The following is a 26261-nucleotide window of genomic DNA, read 5'->3' as shown; positions in this document are numbered from 1 at the left end:
GGGAGTCCTTGGGTTCAGTGACGGTGTTCGCGGGTGACCCCGGCGTCGTAATGGCTGACCACCTGCTGCCAGCCGGCGGCGATCAGGGCGGCCTGGCCAAGGTCGTCAGGGGGCACGGCGGCGCTGTCGCGGCGCAGCCAGACATCGGCCTGGCCGGTGCTGTCGGCCGGCAGGATCAGCAGCAGGCTGCCGGCCACTTCCGGGGCCTGACTGCGGCCAAGGTAGGCCCCGGGTTCCAGCCACGACCATTGGTGGTTGCCGCGGCCCTGGCTGCCGGCATCGACCACGAACGGCGGCAGGCCTTCCTCGGCCAGGGCCTGCACGCTGGGCGCGGCGGCGTTTTCTTCACGCAGCAGCTGGATTTCGTCGAAGGCCACCCGCAGGTCGGTGTACAGGCCTTGCTCGGCGGCGGTGAGGTTGCGACGGGCGTCGATCTGGTGGCTGGCGATGGCCTGTTCATCCTCGCGTTCGCCGCGCAGCAGCACCACGCTGGTGGCGAGTACCACGATCAGCAGGCTGACCAGCAGCACGTACAGGGTTTCGTGCCCGGCACCGGCCGGGCGAATCACTTGGGCGCGGCTCATGGCTGGGCGATATCGGCGTGGTCGACTTCCACCACGTGCCCGGGGCCGGCATCGAACAGCACGTAGAATTCGCCGTCCGGGCGCTTGAAGGTCAGGGTCGAATCATCACCGAGCTTGCCGCCGACCAGCACCTGTTCGTCGTAGGCGATCACGTCCAGGGTTACCCCGGGGGCACCGCTGCCATCCGAGAAGCCGCCGGTGCACTTGACCTGGCCGCCAGGCAGTTCTTCGCACTCGCACATCGGGTTGTGCGCCAGGGCCGGGCCGGCGGCCAGCACCAGCAAGGGCAGGGCGAGGGTGCGCATCAGGTGTTTCATTTATTGCCTCCTTGTTTCTCGAGCCAGGCCACGGTGGCTGGCGATGCCTTGGCCAGGGGGACCGACGCCTGGTGCATGCTGCCGTCCCAGCCTTCCAGGGTGATCCAGATCTGCGCGTCGGGCTTGGTGTGTGGCGGGATCGGCAACGAGGTGCCCATGTTGTACGGCGCACCGAAGAAAATCGTGCCGGCGGCGCGCAGGCTGCGCGGTTTGCCGATGCGCAGGTAGGCCGCCTTGACGCCGTTGACGCAGGCCTTGCACAGCGATGCATTGAAGACCTTGAAGTGGCCGGCAGGGCCGTCGGCGCGGGGCGCCTCGTCACGCATCTCGGCCAGGTCCAGGGTATAGGGACCGACCTGGATGTCGTTGATCACATTGGCGCCGAGCCCCGCTTCGCCGCGGAACAGCTTGGCGTCGGCGAAGTACTTGGGCATGAAGCCCAGCGGGATAAGGATCAGCAGGATGTTCAGGTGAAAACGCCACTTCAGCCACAGTTGCTTCAGCGGGCTGACGGGCACGGCTTGGGCCTGGCTCATGGGCGGATCTCCGCGGTGGGTTCATGGCGCGCCATGCGCGGTGCGCGCTCGCTGCGCTTGAGGGCGGCGGCGGTGGCCTGGGCGGTGCGTTTGGTCCAGATCAGCAAGCCGCTGAACACCATCAGGGTGAGGACCAGGCCAAAGAAGAACCACACCAGCTTGATCGGCAGGCCGCCGAAATCGCCGGTGTGCAGCGGGCGCATCGACTCGGTGACGAACTCCAGGGCGGAGCGGTCGCTGATCAGGAACTGGCTGTCGACATTACGCGTGTACGGGTTTACCGAGGCGCTCTGGAACATCAGCGGGTACCAGCCTGGCCCCGCCAGGGTGATGTGGCTGTAGGCGGTGGCCGGCAGCGAGATGAAGCTGATCTCCAGCCCCGGGACCGCCAGGCCGGCGATACGTGCCGCTTCATCCAGGTCGATGCGCGCTGCCGGGCTGCCATTCGGGGTTTGCGGCACGTCCTCACGGGCGATCACCGGCACGATGGGCCGGCTGGAAATGGTGATGTGGTTGTCGGCCAGGATTGCCTGGATCAGGAACCAGGTGCCGGTGATGGAAATGACCGCGATGAACCAGATCGACCAGACCCCGGCCAGGCGGTGCAGGTCGCCCCAGAAAATTCGCGAACCATGGCCGGTGCGCACCGGCTTGAAGAAGCCCCTCCAGAACTTCTTGTACACCACCAGGCCGGTTACCAGCGAAGCCAGCATGGGCAGCCCGAGCAACGACACCAGGTACCAGCCCCAGCTGAAACCGCTGGTGAACGGAACCAGCCACCAGCCGTGCAAGGCGCGGGTGAAGGCTTCGAAGTTGAAGTCCGGGGTCTTGCCCTGGATGGCCCCGGTGTAGGGGTTTACATACAGTGTCGGGCTGGTGCCGTCAGGCAGGGTGACATTGGCCTTGACCGCGAAGTGCGAACCATCGGGCTGGATCAGTCGCTCCACCACCATGTCCGGCTCGGCCTTGTGCAGGGCGTCCAGTACCTGCTGGAAGCTCAGGCGCTCGGCGTCGGCGCCGGGCTTGTTGGCGCGCACGGCGGGGTCGGCCAGCCAGACGATTTCCTGGCTGACCACCGCGAGCATGCCGGTGAAGCAGACGATCAGGACAAAGAACCAGATCGGCAAGGCGAGCCAGCTGTGGACCAGGAACCACAGCCTGGATTTGGATTTTTTCGGTGATTTGGCCATCTGACGGTCTTCTGCAATGGGGAGTCGAGCGTGTGCCCAGCCAAAGAGGGGCTGTATTGATAAGGACGAATGAGAATCGAAAACCTGCCGTTTTAAATGCAAGCAAATGTTTCGGGCAAAGAAACCTGAAAGCTGGCGCGACCCTGTAGGAGAAGCCTTGTGCTGCGAAGAGGCCGGTACTGACAACAGAGATGCACTGTCAGTACCGGCCTCTTCGCAGCACAAGGCTGCTCCTACAGGTCCTGTTAAATGGCTAGGGGATCAGGCGCGGGTGAGGGCCACGGCCGGTTGCGGCTTGCCGTGCAGCTGCGCCAGGTCCTGGTACAGCGCGCGGCCAATTTCCGCAGCGCGCGCCGGCAGCACCGAGAGCAGGGTGTCACTCAGGCCGTGGCTGTTTTCGCAGAAGCCCTGCAGGTACACCGTGGCCTGCAGGTCGGGGCTGGTCAGCACGCGGTAGTTGCGGTCGACGTTGAAATCGTCCAGGTAGCCGGCCAGGGGCGCCAGCAGCTCACGGTGCGAGCGGCGCTCGTAACCGGTGGCGAGTATCACCGCGTCGTAGCGGTGGGTCTGCTGCTGGCCGGTGGCGAGGTCGCGCAGTGTCAGCTCCAGGCCTTCGCGGGTGGCCACCACGGCTTCGACCTGGCGCCGGCACAGTACGTTGTGGCGGTACTGGTGGGCGACCTTCTGCCGGTAGAGAATGCCGTAGATGCGTTCTATCAGGTTGAGGTCGACCACCGAATAGTTGGTGTTGTGGTATTCGCCCAGCAGCTTGCTGCGCTGGTCGGCCGGTTCGTTGTAGACCAGGTCGGTGTAGTCCGGCGAGAAGATCTCGTTGACGAACGGGCTGTCATCGGCAGGCTTGAGCGCCGAACCGCGCAGGATCATGTCGACCTTGACCGACGGATAGCTGTCGTTGAGGTCGATGAACGCCTCGGCGGCGCTCTGGCCCGAGCCGATCACGGCAATGCGCATCGGCTTGCCGGCAGTGCATGGCAGCTTGTTCAGGCTGCTCAGGTACTGGGAGTGGTGGAATACCCGCGGGTCGTCCTTGAAGGCACCGAACTTTTCCGGGATTTTCGGCGTGCCGCCGCTGCCGACCACCACCGAACGGGTGCGGCGGCTGTATTCGCGGCCTTGGGCGTCGCGCGAGACCAGGCGCAGGTGCTCGACCCGGCCGGCCTGCACGTCCGGCTCGATGCGCAGCACTTCTTCGCCATATACCGCCTGGGTGGCGAAGTGCTCGGCGGCCCAGCGCAGGTAGTCGTTGTACTCGAGGCGGCAGGGGTAGAAGGTGCCGAGGTTGATGAAGTCGGCCAGGCGCTGCTTCTGGTGCAGGTAGTTGACGAAACTGTAGGGGCTGGTGGGGTTGCGCAGCGACACCAGGTCCTTGAGGAACGAGATCTGCAGCTCGCTCTGGGTGGCCAGGGTTTCGCCATGCCAGCGATAGTCCTGCTGCTTGTCGATGAACAGCGCGTCGAGGGCATGGCCGTGGGACTCGGCGAGTTCTTCCAGGGCGATGGCCAGGGCCAGGTTGGAAGGGCCGAAGCCCACGCCGATCAGGTCCTTGATGGTTTCCGGTTTTGCAGACTGGCTCATGGCTGCGGTTCCATAATGGTCGAATGTTGACGCTCGCCGGGAGAGACCGGCGCCTGCGTTTGTACATTGGGTGGAACGAGCCAAACGATGGGGAATTTACTGGCGGCCGATCGGCCACTTGCAGCAGGGGGCTAAAGGCCTGCGCCTGTCGGCCGATAGGCAGAACAACCCAAGGACCATTTGCAACGCAGGGAGAAAGACATGACAGGTATTGCAGCAGTCAGCATCAGCACCACGAGCCAGGCGCTGAGCACAACCCAGGCCGCCGACAGCCAGGATGCGCAAAAGACTGAAGAGAATGGGGTCGGCACTCAGGCCGACACGTCGAAGGTGAACGGTGGTGGCCAGACTCAAGGTGCCCAGAGCAGCAGTGAAAGTTCGGAGCCTGCGCACATCAGGCAATTGCGCGAGATGATCAAGAAGCTGCAGAAGCAATTGGCCGAGGAGCAGAAGCAACTGGCCCAGTTGATGGCGCAGAAGATGGACGAAACCACCAAGCTGGCAGCCGTGGCCGCCAAGCAGGCGAGCATCGCCACCATCAATGGTGAAATCCTGCAGGCCACCGCGCAGTTGCTCGAAGCGTTACAGAAAACGGGTGGCAGCAGCGCGGGCGGGATGGTCAGCACCACGGCCTGACGAACTTGGGGCTGCTGTGCAGCCCATCGCCGGCAAGCCGGCTCCCACATGGACCGCGCAGGGCAGTTGCTCTCGCAGGCCTGGTGCTGTCACTGTGGGAGCTGGCTTGCCGGCGATAGGGCCGGTGCAGGCCCCATCATTCCGGCTTCGGTCATTCGGCCGCCAGGCGCCCCTTGTTCTGCCGCTCTGCCTTGTACTGCATGGCCACCGCCGGCGCCGGCTTGGCAGCACCGGTTTCCAGCCACTGACGCATGCGGCTGGCATCGGCGAAGTGGGTGTACTTGCCAAAGGCGTCGAGGATCACCATGGCCACCGGGCGGTTGTCCATGCGGGTCAGCAGCACCAGGCAGTGCCCGGCTTCATTGGTGAAGCCGGTCTTGGTCAGCTTGATGTCCCAGTTGCTCTTGTTCACCAGGTGGTCGGTGTTGCGGAAGCCCAGGGTGTAGTTGGGCTTGCGGAAGGCCACGGTCTTCTCGCGAGTGGTCGACAGCTCGCTCAGCATCGGGTACTTGCGCGACGCCATCAGCAGCTTGGCCAGGTCACGGGCCGTGGACACGTTCTGCGTCGACAGGCCGGTCGGCTCGACGTAGCGGGTGTGCGCCATGCCCAGGCTGCGGGCCTTGGCGTTCATCGCCTTGATGAACGCCGGGTAGCCGCCAGGGTAATGGTTGGCCAGGGTGTTGGCCGCACGGTTTTCCGATGACATCAGGGTAATCAGCAAGGTTTCGCGGCGGTCGAGCTGGCTGCCTAGGCGCACACGCGAATACACGCCTTTCATTTCCGGGTTGTTGGCAATGGTCATGGTGAGTATCTCATCCATGGGCTGCTTGGCATCCAGCACTACCATCGCCGTCATCAGTTTGGTCACCGAGGCAATCGGCACCACGCGGTCGGCGTGGCTCGAATAGAGCTCCTGGTTGGTGTTCAGGTCGATCAGCAGGGCGCTGCCCGAGGCGAGGTGCAGCTTGGATGGGTCACGTTGAACCTGGGCCGGGGGTTGTGCAGCAGCGGTCGACGGAAGGGTCGCAGTACCTGTGAGCAACAGCAGCAGGCTGAGGATGGACAGGGATGTTTTCACGTTGAGGCTCACTAAAAGTTGGTATGTCGTTGGCTGTGCAAGGGTTTTCCCCCAAAAAACCGCTGCATTCTGGAGTATGGCTGAACGCCTGTCGAATGCCTTATATCTAAAGGGCGCAACGTGAACGAAATTTAATCCTGTACCAATTACGTTTGTCTCCAGTTTCGCCAGTTCGCCATGTCGCAGCAGTGAATTGAGGGGGGAATTCTGGGAGCAAACAGCCAATTGTCGGGTTGGCTTTCAAACCTGTTGGACAGCCTTGATCACCGCTTCGTCTTGGCTATTTTTTGGATTAATGACCATCCACCAAACGGTTGCAGGAGGGCTGTATGCGCGTGTGCGGCGATGTGTACTGGGCCTGGGCGGACCCTACGCTCCACCACCGATCTCACGAGGAAACCCTTGTTGACGGCACTTTTATCGATGTGCGGGTGAGGCTTTCGCGCACCGGCAGCACGCAGGTGTTCATCGGTATCTATGCGCGGTCCGGCATGGCACTCCACGAGGAGGCCTTCGACTCCCGACCAAATGAGTCTATGGCCCGAGCGCTTGCTTGGGGAGTTGGCCGCGCGCGTCGAGTCGCCGATGAGGTCGCTCCCGCTGCAGACCCTGTCACCGCCTCGAGATAGGGGGCAAAACCTATAAGGAAATGCCCGGCTATACGCTGGGCGCTACCAGGAAATGCTGAGAGCTAACCTGGGTTCACAAGAAAATCAAATCAACCCGTCAAGTGTAATAGTGAGGGTAGAGTTGCTTGTCTTGTTCCAGTTTTTCAGCATCAGTCACCCGTTTGCGAACCTCTGCATAAAATTGCTGGCTGTGATTCTGAAACCTTTTATAGTCTTGCGCACTAGCTTTCAGGGCAGCCTTGAGTTCGGATCCGCTTAGGCCTTCAGTATTTTTTGGGAAATTACATACTTTTGCCAGCTGCTTTCTACTTGCAAGAGACCTTGCGCAAGAGCTTGAGTCTCGATTGTCGCCATGGGTGCATCCTCTTCAAGGCCAAATCTGGCCAGGTGGTATGGATCGCGAGAGCGACGATGTAGATGCATGGTGCCGGGGCCATCGAAAAAGCGCCCGAAGGTGGAGCTTAGCTTGTATGTAGCGCTTGGGGGCGGCTCAACGCCAATCGGCATCCCGATGCAACCTGCGCTGGGATGCAGGGCATCGGGATGTCTTGCCAGTTGCCTGGGCTCAGGCATGGATCAACGATAGGTCGCTGATGATGCAGATCGAGCCGTCATCGGCGGGCGTGGTATCGGTGTAGTCCACCTGGTTGTAGACCCCGCCGTGGAACTCGAATAGCTGTGTAGCCCAGGTGCTGTCGAACTGCAGATCGCCGGACGATCCGGTCATCCCGTTGCACTTGGCTGTAACGGTAACCACGCCTGCCGACGTGGCATGGATGCTCACCTCGAACTTTGCCCCCAGCGGTACCCCCTTGAGCACCGTCGAGTTGATCGGGTCAGTCTGGTTGTAGGTCCGCCGAAACCCCAGGGTGATGTCGCCCTTTTTCCAGAACACCTTCACGGGCGGGCTGTCGTCCCCGTAGACGTGCATCTGCGCGATGACCACCTTCTGCGCCCAGTTGACCTTGGTCAGTGTCATTTCCTGGCGATTCCAGTGATCCAAGGCGCCGCCCAGGCTCCAGTATTCCGGCTCCGACCACTCGCAGCGGGTCCTGCGGGTGCTTTTGCTCGAAGCGCCTTTGGTGGGGGCAGACAATTGGACCGAACCATCGCTGAGCACTTTCACGTAGTTCGGGTACAGGGCAATCGCTTCGCTGCCGGTGAGTTCGACCGCTACGGTGCTGATCGACGATTCGGCCACCGGAACGGCGATGGTGAGGTTGCTGATATCTACGCTCATGGGGGGAACTCCTGAATGGAAATGTCGGTTGGTGCCGCAGCAGCACGGTGGCGGCTGCTGGAGTGAAAATTAGCCTTGCGCTAAATCATCGTCAATAGCTTACGGCTAAAATTATTTCGCCGAGCGACAAATTACCTGTTGGCGAAAATTTTCCGCAGCAGGGCTTTACGCTTGATTTGGCGGTGAGATAAGCTTCCCTTGAATACTGTACGAATATACAGATGTCAGGATAAGAATATGTCTAAGCACATGAAGTCGACGCCCCATCAGCGCCAGGAAATGACCGGAATGGAGCGGCTGAGCTTGCGCGTGTCAGCGATGATCAACCACCCGCTCGCGCAGACGCAGCGCTGGGTGACGGTGCATCGGCTGGATACCGACGGTGATGCCGAGTGGGAGGAGGTGATGGGCCTGCTGGCCGAGACGCCCGAGTTGGAACTGACCTTCAACGACGACGAGAGCGTGACGGTGCGCTGGGAGCGCAGCAGCGTGGAGGAGCGCGACGACTTTATTGTCGAGCAGGACAGCGAGCAGCAGGCCGAGGAGGCGGCACCTTTCTGAAGGTCAGAAAGAGCCTGCGGGGTAACGTAATGCTGCTCACTCCAGTCTGATGTGGCATCGATTGGGGCTGCCTTGCAGCCCTTCGCGGGCAAGCCCGTTCCCACAGAACTGCACATAACTCATTGAATTAGCAGGGGCTCTGTGGGAGCGGCTTTAGCCGCGAACACCGGCGAAGCCGGTGCCATGCACCACGTTGGATTCTTCGCGGCTAAAGCCGCTCCCACAGGGTACGCGTACCGCTTGGCTGTGGGAGCGGGCTTGCCCGCGAAGGGACAGCATTACGCCGGGGTGGTGGGCTTCGCTTTACACAAGGTGCGCATTCCACACCAGCAGCACCCTGGCCTGGATGTAGGTCTCTTCCCGGCGAATCATGCGGTCCTTGTGCCGCGAGTTGTCGGAAATCATCTCGAAATGCTCTTCGTCGGCAATTTGCAGCCGCTTGATGTAGATGTGGTCGCCCCAGGAGAAGAAGTAGATTCCATCGCCGACGAACTCGCGGATGCTGACGTCCACGATCAGCGGGTCGCGGTGCTTGATGGTCGGCTCCATCGACTGGCCCCAACCGGTCACCATCTTCAGGTGGTGGTGCTCGCTGAACTCCACGCCCAGCTCGCGCAGGTGGCTTGGGCTGACGCGAACATCCTTGAACATCTCGGGGTAGTCGTGGGGGATCTGCCCGCCACCCATGGCTGCGCGGACGTCGTAGTGGGCAATCCACACTTCGTCGCCCACCAGGCCTGGCCGAGCAGGTTCAGCGGCCACCAGTGTCGAATCTGCCGGCTCCTCGGCGGCGGCCAGCAGCCTTTGCCGGGTTTCTTCAGGGATGCCTCTGCCGCTTCTGGCAACCATCTGCTTGACCAGGTCGGCTGCGGAAAGCTTGCTGTCGCCAGCCTCGGCCGGCGACTGCGCCTGGTCGCCCGCTGCCATCGCGTCGAACCACCCCCGCGGCAAGCCTTCGATGCCCTCGATCCTGCGGGCCACGTCATCGCCCAGGTTCTTCGCTGTCTTGTCCGAAAGGATCTGGCTCAGGTGCGCGGGCGCCATCCCCCAGCGCTCCGCGCAGGATCCCTTTCTCTGGCTGCCGATCAGCTTGACCAGGTTGTGCTTGCGAATTTCGTAGATGTCCATGGAGCGAAGCATGCCAGTGTTTAGCTTGCTGCTAAATATGCTCATAGCTAAATTTTCCTTGTCATGAAATTAGCTGTAGGCTAAATTTACCATGCAAGCAAGGAAAGCCACCGAGAAGCTGTTCTCCAAGGCTTACGACATCACCATTGGTAATGAGGTTTTCATGGATCCGACTGACCTCGGCCCAGGCACCATCACCTGGCTGGGCGGAACAGGCACCGTGTTGCTGGGTGCATTCCTCTGGCTGCGCAAGTGGCTGTCCAGGGATGCGGCTGACCGTGCCATGGACAACGCTGATATTGGCGTGGTCCGGCGCCTGAACGAGTTGCTCGATATCGAGCGTGATGCCCGAAGGGAAGCACAGGCCAGGGCCGATCAGTTTGCAAAGGAACGCAATGAACTGGTGATCACTGTAGGGCGCCTGGAAGGCAAGATCGAAGCGCTGACCAGTCGAGGTGGGCATCCACCCCGGCAGGTCACCGTCCAGGGCGAGGGCGTCGCCCGCCTGCGCGGGAAGCAGGGTGAGTGAGGCGGCCCGCAAGACAAATTCTGTTCACGCCCATGCGTATGGGCTTCTTCTGCATGGAGACAACATGGCTCGATTGGATTCTGCCGCTGTCGGCGGTGCGAACGTGCTCGCGTTCCTGGACATGCTGGCCTGGTCCGAAGGTACCTCGACCATCGCTGCCAGCGACGATGGCTACAACGTCCTGGTCGGCGGCCAACTGTTCAATGACTACAGCGGGCACCCGAAGCAGAGGGTGTGGTTGCCCAGCTACGGCATCCACAGTTCTGCGGCTGGGCGGTACCAGATTCTGGCCGGTACCTGGGATGCCATCGTGAGCACCTATGGCTTCAATGGCCGCTTTACCCCTGAGGCCCAGGACCTGGCGGCAATCAAGTTGCTGAGCGAACGCGGTGCCTTGGCGCTGATCAAGGCTGGCCGCATTGCCCAGGCGATCGCCAAGGCCGCGCCTATCTGGGCCAGCTTGCCTGGCGCGGGATACGGTCAGCGTGAGCACCAGTTGGCCGCATTGTTGGCAATGTTCATAGCCTGCGGCGGGGAGGTGCAGGCGTAACGCCCAGGCAAAAAAAGACCCGCCAGGTAAGCGGGCCAGAAGGGCGTAGGGAGCAACGCACAACAAATACGGGTCAGGCGACCAAGGTGCCTGGTTGCAACTGTTCGACCAAGGCCTGGGCCGAGGCGCGGGTCGGCATCGGGCCGCTTACGGCTTCGCCGTTGCGCACCAGGTACCAGCATGCGAGCAGGCCCTGCTCACGCAGCGAAGCGGGGACGGCACTGCCGACGACGGACATGATCTGGATAGTGGCCATGTGGACCTCCTGTAAAACATGGCCCTACCTTACGCAGCAGCCGGGGCGGTTTGAAATTAACTTCCTCGATAGTGGTCATTGGTTCCATCAACATTTACCAGCGCGGCGGGCCGTAATACACCGGTGGCGGGCCGTAGTAGGTGCGGTAGCCTGGGGGCGGTGGTGCTGGCACGTAGTACGGCTGGTAGTACACCGGCGGTGGCGGTGGTTGCACGTACACCGGGGGCGGCCCGTAGTAGACCGGCTGGCGCTCGACGTACACGGTACGGTCACGCCCGCCATAAACCGTCGCCCCGACCACGGCGCCAACCACGGCCGCACCCAGCAGCGGGCCGGGGCCATACCAACCGCCATGGCCATGGCCGCCGTGGCCGACAGCGGGCGCACTGATGGCCAGGGCACCGACCAGCAGGGCGATTCCGGGAATGTGACGGTTCATGAAGAAACCCTCGCAAGGACACCCCAAGTGTGGGGTCCTATTACTATGACTCCACTCTTCGTCAGCTGAGCACGGGGGAACGGTAAAGGTTGTGTAAGGGACGACCAGCGGTTACCTCTGTTACGCTGAACAAACGTTTCAGTTATGACAAAGGAGCAGGTTATGTCGGCAACTCCAAGCAGAGACACCGTGCTGTGCATCTCCCTGGCCGGCCGCCCCGGCACCTTCGGTGTACGGTTCCACAACCACCTTTACCAGCAGCTGGGCCTGGACTTCTACTACAAGGCCATGCGCACCGATGACCTGCCGGCGGCGGTGGCGGGCATTCGCGCTTTGGGTATCCGCGGTTGCGGGGTATCGATGCCGTACAAGGAGGCCTGCATGGCCCTGGTCGACGAGATCGACCCATCGGCTGCGGCTATTGAGTCGGTCAATACCCTGGTCAATTCCGATGGCCACCTGAAGGCCTATAACACCGATTACCTGGCCGTGCGTCAGTTGCTGGCGCAGCACCAGGTCGACCCGTCCACGGCGTTTGCCCTGCGCGGCAGTGGCGGCATGGCCAAGGCGGTAGCCAGTGCCTTGCGCGATGCCGGGTTCGCCGAAGGCATCATCGTTGCGCGCAACGAGCAGGCGGGGCGGCAGCTGGCGGATGTGTGTGGTTATCGCTGGGTGGCGGAGCTGGGCGACCTGTGCCCACCCATGCTGGTGAACGTGACACCGATCGGCATGGCGGGCGGGCCCGAGGCCGAGGAGCTGGCGTTTTCCGAGAACGCCATCGCCGCGGCGGCGCGGGTGTTCGATGTTGTGGCGATGCCGGAGAGTACTCCGTTGATCCGCCGAGCGCGGGCGTTGGATAAGCCGGTGATCACCGGGCTGGAGGTGATTGCGCTGCAGGCGCTGGAGCAGTTCGTGCTTTACACCGGGGTGCGACCCACCCTGGCGCAGGTGGAGGCGGCGGTGGCGTACGCCCGGGATATCTGATTATTCCTGTGCCGGCCCTTTCGCGGGTAAACCCGCTCCCACAGGGATAGCGCACGCATGTAGCAACGGCGCTACCCCTGTGGGAGCGGGTTTACCCGCGAAGAGGCCGGCACTAGCATTGACAAGGTCAGAACACCTTGTGCCCTTCATCCAGCTGCTGGTCGACCAGCGCCCGGCCATGGGCCAGCGACACATGCTGTGCGTTCTCGAGGTCGGAGAAGAACTTCATCGGCATCGACATGCGCCTGCTGGTGTGCCCTTCGGGGTCGGTAATCAGGCACCCGGCGGCATAGGGCAGGGGGGAATCGGGGTGGGGCATCACGCTGGCGGTGATGGTGTGCTTGCGATATTCACAGTGAAGAGATTGCATCGTCCTTACCTCGCTGTGGCATGTGAAGCAGTTACCTTCATATACCACAGCAAAGGGCCGGGAGTTCCCGGCCCGACGAGCGAGCAGCGATGAGTGCTCAGCCTTTGAGCTCGGTCGGCTGGATGACTTCGACCCAGTAACCGTCCGGGTCCTTGACGAAGGCCAGGTGGTTCATGCGCCCGTCCTGCAGGCGTTTCTGGAACGGTACACCCAGTGCCTCGAAGCGTGCGCAGGCGGCGCGTACGTCCGGTACCGAGACGCAGATGTGGCCAAAGCCGCGCGGGTCGGTGTTGCCGTTGTGGTAGGCGAACTCGGCATCGTTTTCGGTGCCGTGGTTGTGGGTCAGTTCCAGCACGCCCGGAATAGACTTCATCCACTGGTGGCGTTCGTTGTCATCGGCCGGGATCTGCGCCGGGTCGACCAGGGCCAGGAAGTACAGGCTGAAGGCAGCTTCGGGGAAGTCGCGCTTGTCTACCAGGCGGAAACCCAGCACGCGGGTGTAGAAGTCCAGGGACTTCTCGATGTCCTTGACCCGCAGCATGGTGTGGTTGAAGACGAACTGGGCGGTGGCGGCATCCGGTTGGGCGGTGACGCCAGGCAGGGTTTGCAGATCGTGCAGGCTCATGGGAACTCCTGAGACGGGGCCGGGCGCAGGGCACCGGCAAAACAGACAGGCTGGCCATGATACGGCAGTGTGCCGATTGCGCAAATGAAAGCGCCCTGCACAAGGCAGGGCGCTGGAATTAGAGGCCCGCATGTGCGGGCGCGTGATGGGGTCGCTAGTCCTTTAGCTGTCTCGATACTGAGCCAGCCCTTGTGAAAAAAGTGTGAAGTGTGTGTGGACGTTTCATCAGCGTACCCAGCTTTCTACCGTGGCGGCGCCGTATTGCTCTTTCCAGGCCTTGAGCCCACGGTGGTTGCCGCCTTTGGTCTCGATTCGCTCGCCGGTATGCGGGTTGGTGTAAACCTTCACCACGCGCGCGCGGCGCTGTTGCTTGGGTGCTGCACTGGAAACCCGGGCCACTGCCTTCGGGTCGAGGATGGCGATGATATCGCGCAGGCTCTTGTCGTAGCTTTTCATCAGGCCGACTAGTTTCTGCTCGAATTCGATTTCGCGTTTGAGGCCGGCATCCTTTTTCAACGCTTCCAGTTGCGCCATCTGTTCCTGGAGCGCTTTTTCGGCAGCACGAAACTCTGCAAGTCTGGACACTGTAATCACTCCTGTACGTCGGTCGTGGCAGGGCGTGACGAACATTGAAGAAGAATAAAAACGCCGGCCACGCGGGTGGGTTCCGCTGTTCGCTGATATCGAGTGTAGTCATTCATGGGTACTGGGTAAACTGCAAACTTTTTGTAAGTAAGCAGGGAACTTTCCTAGTTTTGCGTGCGGTATTGTCCGGTTTTTCCGTGGTTGTCTTGTGGCGCGCTTAGACCATGGTCCAATGGCCCGTGCCAGAGCCTTCGCGCGATCATTTCAGATGATGGCCGGCTATTGTTCGGCCCCCTCGCAGTACCGTGGCCAGCACGTGCCACAGGTTGTTTACTCGCCTTGATTCTGGATGTTTTCTCCCATGTTTGCCCCTTTCCCCCTCGCCCCCGGGCGTCGTGTTGCCGGCTTGTTCCTGTTGTGTGCCGGCGTCAATGCCCAGGCCGCCGGTTTTCTTGAAGACAGCAGTGCAAAGGTCGAAGCACGCAATGTCTATTTCAACCGGGATTTTCGTGACGGCCACAGCAGTTCCAGCCAGGGTGCGTCCAAACGCGAAGAATGGGCACAAGGTTTCATCCTCAATGTGCAGTCGGGTTATACCCAGGGCCCGGTAGGTTTTGGCGTGGATGCGCTGGGCATGTTCGGCTTCAAACTTGACTCCAGCCCGGCGGACAGTAACAGCGGCCTGTTGCCGTCTTCCGGTCACGACCCGCGCCACTCGGCCGACCAGTACGCGAAGATGGGCCTGGCGGCCAAGGTCAAGGTTTCCAGTACCGTGCTTAAATACGGTTCGATGATGCCGGATGTACCGCTGCTCAAGTACAACGATGGCCGCCTGCTGCCGACCATGTTCCATGGCGCCATGCTCACTTCCGAAGAAGTGCGCGACCTGAAGTTCACCCTGGCCCGCCTGGACAAGTACACCGCACGGGATTCCACCGACCGCCAGGACATTCGCGTGCATTGCAAGAACAAGCGCTATGCCTGCGATATCGAGGCTGATCACTTTGACCTGGCTGGTGTCGATTACCGTTTCAACGAACGCTTCAGCGCCCAGTACCAGGTGGCCAAGCTGGAGAACATCTACCGCCAGCACTTCCTCGGCCTGGTCGCCAGCCAGCCATTGGCGGTGGGCAGCCTGTCGGCAGACCTGCGCTTGATCAAGAGTGATGACATCGGCAATGCCCGCGCCGGCGAAATCGACCATCGCGCGTTCAGCGGCATGCTCGGCTACAGCCTGGGTGGCCACAAGCTCAGTGCCGGTTGGCAGCGCATGTATGGCGACAGTGCCATGCCATACCTGGATGGCAGCAACCCGTACCTGGTCAACTATGCCCAGGTCAACGACTTCGCCGCCGCCCAGGAGCGTTCCTGGCAGGTGCGTTATGACTATGACTTCAAGGCCCTGGGCGTGCCTGGCCTGACCTTCTTCACCCGTTACATCAACGGTGACAATATCAAGGTGCCGGGCAGTACGGCCGAAGGCAAAGAATGGGAACGCGACACCGAGTTCAAGTACCAGGTGCAAAGTGGCACGTTCAAGGACGTAAGCGTGCGCCTGCGTAATTCCACTTACCGCAGCAATTATGAAAAATGGGCGCGTGACATGGACGAGACACGGGTCATCGTCAGCTACAACTTCTCCATCTTCTGACGGGGCGCTTTGCCAAATACCGGCAGCCACCTGACAATGGCTGCTGGTTCCCGCAAAGGGCAGGGCAATGAAAGACCTGTTGTTGATCGGCATCGGCCCGGGTGACCCGCGCCAGGTCACCTACGAGGCGGTCGATGCACTGCGCCAGGCCAGTGTGTTCTTCGTGCTCGACAAAGGCGGCGACAAGGACGAACTGCTGCGCCTGCGCAAGGCCATCCTGCAACGCTACCGGCCCGAGGGCGGCTACCGCCTGGTGCAGGTGGCCGACCCTGCACGCGATGGCCAGGCCGATGACTACCTGCGCGCGGTGCAGGACTGGCACCGGCAGCGTGCGGCGCTGTATGCCCAACTGATCGAACAGGAGATAGGCGAGGGTGAAACCGGCGCCTTTCTGCTGTGGGGCGAGCCGACGCTGTACGACAGCACCCTGCGCATCCTTGGCCTGGTCCGCGAGCGTGGTGTGGCGCTGCGCCTGCAGGTCATTCCGGGCATCAGCAGCGTGCAGGCGTTGGCAGCGCGCCATCAGGTGCCGCTCAACCGCATCGGTGAGCCGTTGACCGTATTGCCAGGGCGGCGCCTGGCCGGGCAGGGGCAGATCGACAATGTGCTGGTGATGCTCGACGGGCAGTGCGCGTTTGCCCGGCTCGATGATCCGGCGTTGATGATTTACTGGGGCGCGTACCTGGGGACTGCGGATGAGGTGCTGATTGCCGGGCCGTTGCAAACGGTGAAGGCACAGATAGTGGAGGTGCGTGAGCGGGAGCGGGCGCGCAAGGGGTGGATCATGGATAGCTACCTGTTGCGCAGGGAGCTGTAGTCAGCTACAGCCTGTGCCGGCCTCTTCGCGGGCTCGCCCGCTCCCACAGGTATTCCGCGAACCAGGCGACACCGATTTCAAGGGTTACCCAGAATGGCCTGTACCTTGTCGCGCAACTGGTCGATGCTGAACGGCTTGCCGATCAGGTGCATGCCCTCCGGTACATTGACGTTCTCGGCATAACCACTGGCGAACAGCACCGGCAACAGCGGCCGCAGCTCGCGCGCCTTGCCGGCCAGCTCTTCGCCACCCATGTCCGGCAACCCCACGTCGGTCAGCATCAGCGCCAACTCCTGGCCCGGGTCCTCGATAATGCGCAGCGCCGCGCCGGCACTGTCCGCCTCGATGACCGTGTAGCCCAGTTCGTCGAGCACTTCGACCATCAGCATGCGTACGATGTCGTCGTCTTCGACTACCAGAAGGTGCATGGTTCGGATCCTGTGCTAATGAATGTCTTTAATCTGTGCTCCAGATGGCAGCAGAAGTTCCCGAGGATACCGGGCACTGCAATCAGATGGAACGTTTGGCGCACGCTGCCTTCAAATACTGGCTAAATGCCCTGCCAGACCCGGCAAAGCTGGTTAGACTCGCTTAACAGGACGGCGCAGTGGCAGATAATGACAAAGACAGATCCGCCACACTTTTCAATGGACTTTTAGCTCGGGCGTTTTCACATGATTCAAGCAGCCTCGATGGACCAGCGAAGCTTCCGCAAGCTGTTGAGCCGCAACGTCGGCCTACCCCTGGGGGTTGGCCTGCTGGGGGCCGTAGCCTTCGTTGCGGTGATCAACTACCTGCTTTCGGCCTTGCAGTGGGTCGAGCACACCGACCGGGTGGTCGGCAATGCCAACGAAGCGGTCAAACTGTCGATCGACATGGAAACCGGCATGCGTGGCTTCCTGATCACCGGCGATGAGCGTTTCCTCGACCCCTACGAGGTGGCCAAGCCGCGCATTTTCGGCAGCCTGCAGAGCCTGCGCGGCATGGTCGAGGACAACCCGCAACAGGTCGAACGCATCGACCGGCTGATCGCCCTGCAGCAAGCGTGGAACACCTTTGGCAGCGAGATGATCAACTTGCGCCGCAGCCAGGGTGATTACCGCGCCTTGATCGGCAACGGCCGCGGCAAGCGCCTGACCGACGAGATCCGCAAGGAGTTCGACAACCTCATCGGCAGCGAACAACAATTGCGCATGGCGCGCAACGAGCGGGTCAACAGTGTGACCGTCACGGTCATGTCGTCCTTCGTGCTGTTCATCGTCGGCCTCAGCGCCTTGCTGGCCTACCTCGGGCGGCGCGACCTGCTGACGCTGTCCGCTACCTATGACGAAAACTTCCAGGCCCAGCAGCGCGCCGCCGAACGCCTGGAGCATCAGGCCTGGCTGCGCAACGGGCAGACGCAACTGTCCGAACAGGTGCTCGGCCAGCTGACCCTGCCCATGCTCGGTGACAACATCCTGCGTTTCTTCGCCAGCTACCTGGGCAGCGTGGTAGGCGCGTTGTACGTGCGTGACGAACATGGCCGCCTGGTGCGTGTTGCCAGCTATGGCCTGGATGCCGAGGAGCAGGCGCGCGAGCAGGTACTGGGTGACCACGAGGGGCTGCTGGCCCAGGCCGTGCGCGAAGCGAGGCTGCTGCGTCTGGACGACTTGCCTGAAGACTATTTCCACCTCAGTTCCGGCCTTGGCAGGGGCCTGCCGCGCAGTGCCATGCTGATGCCCTGCAGTGATGACGGGCAGATCAACGGCGTGCTGGAGCTGGGCTTCCTGCGACCGTTGCAGGAGCGTGACGAAGAGATGCTGCAGCGGGTCCGTGGCAACGTCGGTATTTCCATCGAAAGCGCCCGTTACCGGCAGCGCCTGCAGGAGGTGCTGGCCGAAACCCAGCAACTGAACGAAGAGCTGCAAGTGCAGCAGGAAGAACTTAAAACCGCCAACGAAGAGCTCGAAGAGCAATCCCGCGTGCTCAAGGAGTCCCAGGCCCACCTGGAAACCCAGCAGGCGGAGCTTGAGCAGACCAACGAGCAGCTGTCGGAGCGCACCGAGGCGCTGGACCGCAAGAACGACGAACTGCTCCAGGCCCAGGACGAGCTGCAGGCGCGCGCCGAGGAACTGCAGCGTTCGAGCAAGTACAAGTCCGAATTCCTCGCCAACATGTCCCACGAGTTGCGCACGCCGCTGAACAGCTCGCTGATCCTGGCCAAGCTGCTGGCGGAAAACGGCGAGGGCAACCTCAGCGACGAGCAGGTCAAGTTCGCCGAATCCATCTATTCGGCCGGCAACGACCTGCTCAACCTGATCAACGACATTCTCGACATCGCCAAGGTGGAAGCAGGCAAGCTCGAAGTGCGCCCCGAAAGCACCCAGTTGGAACGCCTGGTCGAAGGCCTGCGTGGCATGTTCGAGCCGTTGGCCGGGCACAAGGGCCTTGCCTTCGAGGTGACCACCGAGGCGCAGGTCCCGGCCACGCTGTTCACCGACCGCCAGCGCCTGGAGCAGATTCTCAAGAACCTGCTGTCCAACGCCATCAAGTTCACCGAGCGCGGCCAGGTCAGCCTGAACATCGGTTACCAGCCTGGCACCGGCATCGTCTTTGCCGTGCGCGATACCGGCATCGGCATCGCCGCCGACCAGCAGCAGGCGATCTTCGGCGCATTCCATCAGGTGGATGGCACCAGCAACCGCCGTTATGGCGGCACCGGCCTGGGCCTGTCCATTTCCCGCGACCTGGCGCACCTGCTGGGTGGGCAGATCAGCGTCGACAGCAGCCCCGGCCAGGGCAGTGTATTCAGCCTGATCCTGCCGGAGCGCTATGAGCGCGTGGCGCAGGATATCGAGCCGCTCAGCCTGCGCCCTGCGGTCGATAGCCTGCCACCCGCGCCGCAGGCACCAGTGGTGGCGGCACCGAAACGCCCGACACCAGTGTTTGCCGATGACCGTGAGCGCGCGCCGTTCGGCAACCGCTGCATCCTGGTGATCGAAGACGAACCGAACTTCGCCCGCATCCTCTTCGACCTGGCCCACGAGCTGGGTTACAGCTGCCTGGTGGCGCAGGGCGCCGACGAGGGCTTCGAACTGGCCGTGCAGTACATCCCCGATGCCATCCTGCTGGACATGCGCCTGCCCGACCATTCCGGCCTGACCGTGCTGCAACGCCTGAAGGAGCAAGCGAGCACCCGGCACATCCCGGTGCATATCATTTCTGTTGAGGACCGCGTCGAGGCCGCCATGCACATGGGTGCCGTCGGCTACGCGGTCAAACCCACCAGCCGTGAACAACTCAAGGAAGTTTTCGCCCGGCTGGAGGCCAAGCTGACCCAGAAGCTCAAGCACATCCTGCTGGTGGAAGACGACGACCTGCAGCGCGAGAGCATTGCCCGCCTGATCGGCGACGACGATGTTGAGATCACCGCCGTGGCCATGGCCCAGGATGCCCTGGCGTTGCTGCGCGAGAATATCTACGACTGCATGATCATCGACCTCAAGCTGCCGGACATGCTCGGCAACGAGTTGCTCAAGCGCATGACCGCCGAAGACATCCGTGCCTTCCCGCCGGTGATCGTGTATACCGGGCGCAACCTTACCCGCGAAGAAGAAGCCGACCTGCTCAAGTATTCGCGCTCGATCATCATCAAGGGCGCCCGCTCGCCGGAGCGCCTGCTCGACGAAGTGACGCTGTTCCTGCACAAGGTCGAGTCGCAGCTGTCCAACGAACGCCAGCGCATGCTCAAGACCGCGCGCAGCCGCGACAAGGTTTTCGAAGGCCGCAAGGTGCTGCTGGTGGACGACGACGTGCGCAACATCTTTGCCCTGACCAGCGCGCTGGAGCACAAGGGCGCGATCGTCGAAATCGGCCGCAACGGCCGCGAGGCCATCGAGCGCCTGGAGCAGCATGACGACATCGACCTGGTGTTGATGGATGTGATGATGCCGGAAATGGACGGCTTCGAGGCTACCCGGCTGATCCGCCAGCAACCACGCTGGCGCAAGCTGCCGATCATTGCCGTGACCGCCAAGGCGATGAAGGATGACCAGCAGCGTTGCCTGCAGGCTGGCGCCAACGATTACCTGGCCAAACCGATCGACCTGGACCGCTTGTTCTCGCTGATCCGTGTGTGGCTGCCGCAACTGGAGCGAATTTGACTAGCGAACGTAACACCGATATCGAAATCCGCTTGCTGATCGAGGCCATCTACCTCAAGTACAGCTACGATTTCCGCAACTATTCCGGCGCGTCGATCAAGCGCCGGATCCTGCATGCGCTGCGCCAGTTCGACTGCCTGACGGTGTCGGCGCTGCAGGAGCGCGTGCTGCACGACCCTGGCATGTTCATGCAGTTGCTGCAGTACCTGACGATCCCGGTCAGCGAGATGTTCCGCGACCCGGGGCACTACCTGGCGCTGCGCAACGAAGTGGTGCCGCTGCTGCGCACCTGGCCGTCGATCAAGGTGTGGATTGCCGGCTGCAGCACGGGCGAGGAGGTGTATTCGATGGCCATCCTGCTACGCGAGGAGGGCCTGCTGGAGCGCACCATCATCTATGCCACCGACATCAACCCGCATTCGCTGGACAAGGCCAAGCAGGGTATCTACTCGATGCAGAGCATGCGCGAGTACGCCGAAAACTATCGCATCGCCGGTGGCCGACGGGACTTTGCCGAGTACTACACGGCAGCCTACGGCAACGCCATCATGGACAGCACCCTGCGGGACAACGTGACTTTCGCCGACCACAGCCTGGCCACCGACAGCGTGTTTTCCGAAACCCAGCTGGTGTCGTGCCGCAACGTGCTCATCTACTTCAACAAGGAACTGCAGGACCGCGCCCTGGGCCTGTTCCACGAGTCCCTGTGCCACCGCGGCTTCCTGGTGCTGGGCAGCAAGGAATCGGTGGATTTCTCCGCCTACAGCGAGCGCTTCGAGCCGCTGGTCAAGCCCGAACGGATCTACCGCAAGTCATGAAAGGCGTACGCGCGATGGTGATCGGCGCCTCGGCCGGCGGCGTTACAGCGCTATTCAGTGTGCTGGGCGCGTTGCCGGCCGGCTTCGCCATTCCGGTGATATGCGTGCTGCACCTGCCGGATGACCGCCACAGCCAGCTGGCCGAGGTGCTGCAACGTCGCCTGCGGCGGCCAGTGTGCGAGGCCTGTGACAAACAGCCGCTGCGCCCCGGGCAGATCTACGTGGCCGGGCCGGGTTATCACCTGTCGGTGGAGCGTGACCTGACCCTGTCGCTGAGCCAGGAGCCGCCGGTGCATTTTTCCCGGCCGGCGATCGACTACCTGTTCATGTCGGCGGCCGATGCCTATGGTGCCGGCCTGCTGGGCATGTTGCTCACCGGGGCCAACGAGGATGGCGCAGAAGGCCTTGCCTATATCAAGCGCAACGGGGGCCGGACCGTGGTCCAGGACCCTTGCGACGCACAGGTGGCGCTGATGCCGGAGGCCGCACTGGCCCTGCACCAGCCCGACCATATTCTTTCTCTGAGTGGCATCGAGCGATTGCTCGCCGCCCTGGAACCCAGCGCATGCTAAGCCACACCATCGCCAAACTGCTGATCGTCGACGACCTGCCAGAAAACCTGCTGGCCCTCGACGCCCTGATTCAGGGCCAAGACCGCGAGGTGCACCAGGCCCAGTCGGCCGAGGCAGCGTTGTCACTGTTGCTCGAGCACGAGTTCGCCCTGGCCATTCTCGACGTGCAGATGCCGGGCATGAACGGTTTCGAGCTGGCCGAGCTGATGCGCGGCACGGAAAAGACCCGCAACATCCCCATCGTGTTCGTCACTGCCGCCGGGCGCGAGATGAACTACGCGTTCAAAGGCTATGAAAGCGGCGCGGTGGACTTTCTGCACAAGCCGCTCGACACCCTGGCGGTGAAGAGCAAGGTGTCGGTGTTCGTCGACCTGTACCGCCAGCGCAAGGTGCTCGACCGCCAATTGCAGGCCCTGGAACGCAGCCGCCAGGAGCAGGAGCTGCTGCTGGCCCAGCTGCAGACGGCGCGGGGTGAACTGGAGCATGCCGTGCGCATGCGCGATGACTTCATGTCGATCGTGTCCCACGAGGTGCGCACCCCGCTCAATGGCCTGATCCTGGAAACCCAGCTGCGCAAGCTGCACCTGGCACGCGGCAACCTTGCCGCCTTCAGCGTCGACAAGCTGCAGGCCATGGTCGAGCGCGACGAGCGGCAGATCAACAGCCTTATCCGCCTGGTCGAAGATATGCTTGATGTATCGCGCATCCGCACCGGCAAACTGTCGCTGCGGCCCAAGGCGTTCGACCTGGGCCTGCTGGTGCGTGGCCTGGTGGAGAACTTTGCCGCCCAGGCCAGCGCACTGGAGACCCATATCGAGTTGCAACGCTGCGAACCGCTGCAGGGTGAGTGGGACGAGTTCCGCATCGAGCAGGTGCTGGCCAACCTGTTGTCCAATGCCTTGCGTTATGGTGAGCGCAAACCGGTGCAGGTGCGGGTATTCGAGCAGGACGGCCTGGCCTGCGTACAGGTGCAGGACCATGGCATCGGCATCTGCGTGGCCAACCAGCAGCGCATATTCCAGCAGTTCGAGCGGGTCGCCACCCAGCAGGCCAGTGGTGGGTTGGGCCTGGGGCTGTACATATCGGAGCAGATCGTCAAGGCCCATGGCGGGCGCATATTGGTGGAGAGTGAAGAGGGCAAAGGCGCCACCTTCACCTTGCAATTGCCACTGGCAACCTGCGAACAACAAAACGACCAGGCAAGGGCAACCTCTGCGTGAGCCTGGGGTCTGATGGCCAGCTGTAAGTATTTCAAGGCGTTGACATGAGTGAAGATGCACAAGATGTAGTACTGGTGGTCGAGGACGAACCGGCGATTCGAATGATCCTGCGTGACTACCTGGCAGGCGAGGGCTACCACGTGCTGGTGGCCGAGGATGGCGAGCAGGCGTTCGCGATCCTGGCGAGCAAGCCGCACCTCGACCTGATGGTGACGGACTTCCGCTTGCCGGGCGGGATTTCCGGGGTGGACATTGCCGAGCCGGCGGTGAAGTTGCGGCCGGACCTGAAGGTGATCTTCATCAGCGGCTATCCGGCGGAGATTCTCGAGTCCGGCAGCCCGATCACCCGCAAGGCACCGATCCTGGCCAAGCCGTTCGACCTGGATACCTTGCACGAGCAGATCCAGTCGCTCCTGCGCTAGCCTGCACTGGCCCTTTCGCGGGTAAACCCGCTCCCACAGGAACTGTGCAAACCTTGAGACTTGCACAGATCCTGTGGGAGCGGGTTTACCCGCGAAAGGGCCGGAACAGGCTAGCGCAGTGTCCGCTCCAGCCCACCCACCAGCATGCTTTCCATCAACCCCAGCCCCTGTTCTTCGGGCAAGGCCTTCAACAGCCCCGGCAACTGGTTCAGCAGTGTCGCCACCACATGCGCCGTGGCCATCAAGGCCTCCCCCTGCAACTTCGCCTGCGGTGCGATCAACCTCAGCAACCCCGCCTCATAGCGCTTGCGCAACAAGGCCAGGCGCGCCTGCTGGTCGTCGCTCAGGCAACAGAAGTCGCGCTCCGCCAGGCGAAACTGCATGGGCCGCTCGGCATGCAACTGCCAGTGCGCGGCAATCAGGCAACTCAGCGCCGACGACCCGCGAGCCATTGCCCGGCGCCCCTGGTCCAGGGTGGCCTGCAATTCCTCGTACAACTCCTCGATCAGGTCGTACAGCAGGTCCTGCTTGCTGGGGAAGTGGTGATACAGCGAGCCTGCGGTAAGCCCCACATGGGCCGCCAGCTCGCGCATGCTGACCTGGCCGAAGCCCTTTTCGGCAAACAGCGCCATGGCCCGGTCACGTCGCTCTTCAAAGTTGGCACAGCGCATCGCGGCATTGACCGGGGGCATGGCGTTCGCTCCTCAGTAGGTGAAGAAACCGCGGCCGCTCTTGCGCCCCAGCCAACCGGCCGCGACCATTTCCTTGAGCAGCGGGGCAGGGCGGTACTTGCTGTCGTTGAAGCCTTCATGGAAGGCCTCCATGATCGCCAGCAGGGTGTCCAGGCCGATCAGGTCGGCCAGGGCCAGCGGGCCGATCGGCTGGTTGCAGCCCAGGCGCATACCGGTGTCGATGTCCTCGGCACTGGCCAGGCCTTCCTGGCGCACGAAGATCGCTTCGTTGATCATCGGCACCAGGATGCGGTTGACCACGAACCCAGGGCGGTTGCCGGCGGTGATCGGGGTCTTGCCGACCTTTTCGGTCACCACCAGCGCTTGGGCGTAGGTGCTGTCGCTGGTCTGCAGGCCGCGAATGATCTCGACCAGCGCCATCATCGGCACCGGGTTGAAGAAATGCACGCCGATGAAGCGTTCGGGGTGCTCGATGCTGGCCGCCAGCTGGGTGACCGACAGCGACGAGGTGTTGGTGGCGATCAGGCAGTCGGCGGCGACGTTGGCGGCCACCTGCTGCAGGATGCGCTGCTTGAGCTGCAGGTTCTCGGTGGCGGCTTCGATCACCATTTGCGCGCTGCTGAGCTGGGTGTAGTCGGTGCTGGTGCGAATGCGGGCGCGGGCAGCGGCCGCCTTGTCGGCGTCGAGGGTACCCTTGGCGACCTGGCGCTCGAGGTTCTTGCTCAAGGTGGCCACGCCGCGCTCCAGCGCAGCGTCGGACACATCCACCAGCAGCACCTGGTAGCCGGCCACCGCACACACCTGGGCAATGCCGTTGCCCATGGTGCCTGCGCCGATCACGGCAATCTGTTCAATGCTCATGTGTCAGGCTCCGTCAGACGCGCTCGAAGACCAAGGCGATGCCTTGGCCACCACCGATGCACATGGTGGCCAGGGCATAGCGGCCCTGGATGCGCTGCAGCTCATGGATGGCCTTGGTGGCGATGATCGCGCCGGTGGCGCCCACCGGGTGACCCAGGGAAATGCCCGAACCGTTGGGGTTGACCTTTTCCGGGTCGAAGCCCAGTTCGCGAGCCACGGCACAGGCCTGGGCAGCGAAGGCTTCGTTGGACTCGATCACGTCCAGGTCCTGCACACTCAGGCCGGTCTTCTCCAGCACCTTGCGGGTGGCCGGGATCGGGCCAAGGCCCATCAGTTCAGGCTCGACGCCGGCATGGGCATAGCCCACCAGGCGGGCCAGGGGCTTCAGGCCCAGGCGGCGCACCGCATCACCAGTGGCCAGTACCAGGCCGCCAGCGCCGTCGTTGATGCCACTGGCGTTGCCGGCGGTGACGGTACCGTCTTTCTTGAACACCGCCTTCATCCCTGCCAGTTGCTCGGCGGTCACCTCGCCACGCACATGCTCGTCAGTGCTGAACTGCACGCTGCCCTTGCGGGTTTTCAGTTCCAGCGGAACGATCTGGCTGTTGAAGCGGCCTTCGGCGATGGCGCGGGCAGCGCGGCGCTGGCTGGTCAGGGCCAGTTCATCCTGCATTTCGCGGGTGATGCCGTGCTTGGCCGCAACGTTCTCGGCGGTGATGCCCATATGGAAGTGTTCGAACGGGTCCTGCAGCACGCCGACGGTGTAGTCGATGCCTTGCAGGTCACCCATGCGAGCGCCCCAGCGTGCCTGCGGCAGCAGGTACGGGCCACGGCTCATGGATTCGGCGCCCGCCGCCACGGCCACATCGGTGTCGCCCAGCAGCAGGCATTGGGCTGCCGAGACGATGGCCTGCAGGCCCGAGCCGCACAGGCGGTTGACGTTGAATGCCGGGGTTTCCTTGGGGATGCCGGCGTTCATTGCCGCTACGCGGGCCAGGTAGGCGTCACGCGGTTCGGTGGGGATCACCGTGCCCATCACCAGGTGGCCGACTTGCTCGGCGGCCACGCCCGAGCGCTCGATGGCGGCGCGGGTGATGGCGCTGGCCAGGTCGGCCAGCGGCAGGTCCTTGAGGGAACCGCCAAAGCCACCAATGGCTGAACGGACGGCACTGACGACGTAGATTTCTGCGCTGCTCATAGGGGCTCCGATTGCGAAGGCATGGCGGGACCGGG

30 protein-coding genes are annotated in these 26261 nt (G+C 62.6%); 13 read left to right on the top strand and 17 right to left on the bottom strand.

The window, feature by feature from the left end; genetic code table 11:
• Positions 1-14 precede the first annotated feature (14 nt).
• The 5 genes from WM94_RS16620 to WM94_RS16600 form a co-directional block, all read right to left on the bottom strand.
• The gene (locus WM94_RS16620) at positions 15-584 is read right to left on the bottom strand and encodes a DUF6162 family protein (RefSeq protein ID WP_061551727.1); all 570 of its coding nucleotides are present in this window, start codon (positions 582-584) and stop codon (positions 15-17) included.
• Complete coding sequence (locus WM94_RS16615; protein WP_025338675.1) at positions 581-901, bottom strand: hypothetical protein; 321 nt, start codon at positions 899-901, stop codon at positions 581-583. The genes WM94_RS16620 and WM94_RS16615 overlap by 4 nt, the downstream gene beginning before the upstream one ends.
• Entirely contained in the window at positions 898-1437 is a 540-nt protein-coding gene (locus WM94_RS16610) for a hypothetical protein (protein ID WP_061551726.1), read from the bottom strand. Before WM94_RS16610 ends, WM94_RS16615 begins: the two co-directional genes overlap by 4 nt.
• A complete protein-coding gene (locus tag WM94_RS16605) occupies positions 1434-2627 on the bottom strand; it encodes a PepSY domain-containing protein (RefSeq protein ID WP_061551725.1) in 1194 nt (397 codons plus the stop codon). Before WM94_RS16605 ends, WM94_RS16610 begins: the two co-directional genes overlap by 4 nt.
• Before the next feature lie 261 nt (positions 2628-2888).
• A complete protein-coding gene (locus WM94_RS16600) occupies positions 2889-4223 on the bottom strand; it encodes a lysine N(6)-hydroxylase/L-ornithine N(5)-oxygenase family protein (RefSeq protein WP_061551724.1) in 1335 nt (444 codons plus the stop codon).
• Positions 4224-4424: 201 nt separating this feature from the next.
• On the opposite strand from WM94_RS16600, the gene WM94_RS16595 reads away from it, so the two are divergent.
• Complete coding sequence (locus tag WM94_RS16595) at positions 4425-4859, top strand: hypothetical protein (protein ID WP_039614848.1); 435 nt, start codon at positions 4425-4427, stop codon at positions 4857-4859.
• A gap of 151 nt (positions 4860-5010) precedes the next feature.
• Here WM94_RS16595 and pbpG read toward each other — a convergent pair whose 3' ends face one another.
• Entirely contained in the window at positions 5011-5937 is a 927-nt protein-coding gene (gene pbpG, locus WM94_RS16590; protein ID WP_061551723.1) for a D-alanyl-D-alanine endopeptidase, read from the bottom strand.
• A gap of 329 nt (positions 5938-6266) precedes the next feature.
• On the opposite strand from pbpG, the gene WM94_RS30805 reads away from it, so the two are divergent.
• Entirely contained in the window at positions 6267-6566 is a 300-nt protein-coding gene (locus tag WM94_RS30805) for a hypothetical protein (protein WP_061551722.1), read from the top strand.
• A gap of 565 nt (positions 6567-7131) precedes the next feature.
• On the opposite strand, the gene WM94_RS16575 is transcribed toward WM94_RS30805, so the two are convergent.
• On the bottom strand, positions 7132-7806 hold the full coding sequence (locus tag WM94_RS16575; protein ID WP_061551721.1) for a polysaccharide lyase family 7 protein: 675 nt from the start codon (positions 7804-7806) through the stop codon (positions 7132-7134).
• 237 nt (positions 7807-8043) lie between these two features.
• Between WM94_RS16575 and WM94_RS16570 the strand changes: the two genes are divergently transcribed.
• Complete coding sequence (locus WM94_RS16570) at positions 8044-8367, top strand: DUF1654 domain-containing protein (RefSeq protein ID WP_061551720.1); 324 nt, start codon at positions 8044-8046, stop codon at positions 8365-8367.
• 303 nt (positions 8368-8670) lie between these two features.
• Here the strand turns inward: WM94_RS16570 and WM94_RS16565 are convergent, their stop codons facing one another.
• A complete protein-coding gene (locus tag WM94_RS16565) occupies positions 8671-9495 on the bottom strand; it encodes a S24 family peptidase (RefSeq protein ID WP_061551775.1) in 825 nt (274 codons plus the stop codon).
• 163 nt (positions 9496-9658) lie between these two features.
• On the opposite strand from WM94_RS16565, the gene WM94_RS16560 reads away from it, so the two are divergent.
• Together WM94_RS16560 and WM94_RS16555 are read left to right on the top strand one after the other, a co-directional pair.
• The gene (locus WM94_RS16560; RefSeq protein ID WP_013973123.1) at positions 9659-10024 is read left to right on the top strand and encodes a hypothetical protein; all 366 of its coding nucleotides are present in this window, start codon (positions 9659-9661) and stop codon (positions 10022-10024) included.
• Between the two features lie 64 nt (positions 10025-10088).
• A complete protein-coding gene (locus WM94_RS16555; protein ID WP_061551719.1) occupies positions 10089-10574 on the top strand; it encodes a glycoside hydrolase family protein in 486 nt (161 codons plus the stop codon).
• Positions 10575-10647: 73 nt separating this feature from the next.
• Here WM94_RS16555 and WM94_RS16550 read toward each other — a convergent pair whose 3' ends face one another.
• Positions 10648-10830: a hypothetical protein gene (locus WM94_RS16550; protein ID WP_014590513.1), complete on the bottom strand. Its 183-nt coding sequence runs from the start codon at positions 10828-10830 to the stop codon at positions 10648-10650.
• Positions 10831-10924: 94 nt separating this feature from the next.
• Positions 10925-11269, bottom strand: coding sequence for a hypothetical protein (locus tag WM94_RS16545; protein ID WP_061551718.1), 345 nt, complete (start codon positions 11267-11269; stop codon positions 10925-10927).
• Positions 11270-11431: 162 nt separating this feature from the next.
• Here WM94_RS16545 and WM94_RS16540 point away from each other — a divergent pair, with 162 nt between their 5' ends.
• The gene (locus WM94_RS16540; RefSeq protein ID WP_061551717.1) at positions 11432-12253 is read left to right on the top strand and encodes a shikimate 5-dehydrogenase; all 822 of its coding nucleotides are present in this window, start codon (positions 11432-11434) and stop codon (positions 12251-12253) included.
• Positions 12254-12380: 127 nt separating this feature from the next.
• Here the strand turns inward: WM94_RS16540 and WM94_RS16535 are convergent, their stop codons facing one another.
• From WM94_RS16535 to WM94_RS16525, 3 genes are all read right to left on the bottom strand, one after another.
• On the bottom strand, positions 12381-12623 hold the full coding sequence (locus WM94_RS16535; protein WP_023660829.1) for a hypothetical protein: 243 nt from the start codon (positions 12621-12623) through the stop codon (positions 12381-12383).
• 97 nt (positions 12624-12720) lie between these two features.
• Complete coding sequence (gene gloA, locus WM94_RS16530; protein WP_061551716.1) at positions 12721-13248, bottom strand: lactoylglutathione lyase; 528 nt, start codon at positions 13246-13248, stop codon at positions 12721-12723.
• 225 nt (positions 13249-13473) lie between these two features.
• Entirely contained in the window at positions 13474-13833 is a 360-nt protein-coding gene (locus WM94_RS16525) for a histone-like nucleoid-structuring protein, MvaT/MvaU family (protein WP_015270810.1), read from the bottom strand.
• A 361-nt stretch (positions 13834-14194) separates the two neighbouring features.
• Between WM94_RS16525 and WM94_RS16520 the strand changes: the two genes are divergently transcribed.
• Positions 14195-15484, top strand: coding sequence for an OprD family porin (locus tag WM94_RS16520; protein ID WP_039613930.1), 1290 nt, complete (start codon positions 14195-14197; stop codon positions 15482-15484).
• Positions 15485-15551: 67 nt separating this feature from the next.
• On the top strand, positions 15552-16301 hold the full coding sequence (cobF, locus tag WM94_RS16515; RefSeq protein WP_061551715.1) for a precorrin-6A synthase (deacetylating): 750 nt from the start codon (positions 15552-15554) through the stop codon (positions 16299-16301).
• A gap of 77 nt (positions 16302-16378) precedes the next feature.
• Here cobF and WM94_RS16510 read toward each other — a convergent pair whose 3' ends face one another.
• The gene (locus WM94_RS16510; RefSeq protein ID WP_015270807.1) at positions 16379-16729 is read right to left on the bottom strand and encodes a response regulator; all 351 of its coding nucleotides are present in this window, start codon (positions 16727-16729) and stop codon (positions 16379-16381) included.
• A 246-nt stretch (positions 16730-16975) separates the two neighbouring features.
• On the opposite strand from WM94_RS16510, the gene WM94_RS16505 reads away from it, so the two are divergent.
• The 5 genes from WM94_RS16505 to WM94_RS16485 are packed head-to-tail and all read left to right on the top strand — an operon-like array spanning position 16976 to position 23475.
• Positions 16976-20443, top strand: coding sequence for a response regulator (locus WM94_RS16505; protein WP_061551714.1), 3468 nt, complete (start codon positions 16976-16978; stop codon positions 20441-20443).
• On the top strand, positions 20440-21261 hold the full coding sequence (locus WM94_RS16500; protein WP_003259474.1) for a protein-glutamate O-methyltransferase CheR: 822 nt from the start codon (positions 20440-20442) through the stop codon (positions 21259-21261). Before WM94_RS16505 ends, WM94_RS16500 begins: the two co-directional genes overlap by 4 nt.
• Positions 21258-21833 carry a chemotaxis protein CheB gene (locus WM94_RS16495; protein WP_013973112.1) on the top strand — a complete coding sequence of 192 codons (576 nt, stop codon included), beginning with the start codon at positions 21258-21260 and terminating at the stop codon, positions 21831-21833. The genes WM94_RS16500 and WM94_RS16495 overlap by 4 nt, the downstream gene beginning before the upstream one ends.
• A complete protein-coding gene (locus tag WM94_RS16490; RefSeq protein ID WP_061551713.1) occupies positions 21827-23053 on the top strand; it encodes a hybrid sensor histidine kinase/response regulator in 1227 nt (408 codons plus the stop codon). Before WM94_RS16495 ends, WM94_RS16490 begins: the two co-directional genes overlap by 7 nt.
• 44 nt (positions 23054-23097) lie before the next feature.
• Positions 23098-23475, top strand: coding sequence for a response regulator (locus WM94_RS16485; RefSeq protein ID WP_003256176.1), 378 nt, complete (start codon positions 23098-23100; stop codon positions 23473-23475).
• A gap of 110 nt (positions 23476-23585) precedes the next feature.
• Here the strand turns inward: WM94_RS16485 and WM94_RS16480 are convergent, their stop codons facing one another.
• The 3 genes from WM94_RS16480 to WM94_RS16470 are packed head-to-tail and all read right to left on the bottom strand — an operon-like array spanning position 23586 to position 26226.
• On the bottom strand, positions 23586-24167 hold the full coding sequence (locus tag WM94_RS16480; protein WP_061551712.1) for a TetR/AcrR family transcriptional regulator: 582 nt from the start codon (positions 24165-24167) through the stop codon (positions 23586-23588).
• A 12-nt stretch (positions 24168-24179) separates the two neighbouring features.
• A complete protein-coding gene (locus WM94_RS16475) occupies positions 24180-25028 on the bottom strand; it encodes a 3-hydroxybutyryl-CoA dehydrogenase (RefSeq protein ID WP_061551711.1) in 849 nt (282 codons plus the stop codon).
• Positions 25029-25041: 13 nt separating this feature from the next.
• Complete coding sequence (locus WM94_RS16470) at positions 25042-26226, bottom strand: acetyl-CoA C-acyltransferase family protein (protein ID WP_061551710.1); 1185 nt, start codon at positions 26224-26226, stop codon at positions 25042-25044.
• Positions 26227-26261 lie beyond the last annotated feature (35 nt).

Origin of the sequence: Pseudomonas sp. ABFPK (assembly GCF_001586765.1) — a bacterium.
Taxonomy (GTDB): domain Bacteria; phylum Pseudomonadota; class Gammaproteobacteria; order Pseudomonadales; family Pseudomonadaceae; genus Aquipseudomonas; species Aquipseudomonas asiatica.
The sequence above is the reverse complement of the archived record's forward strand: the minus strand, read 5'-3'. Positions and strand labels throughout refer to the sequence as shown.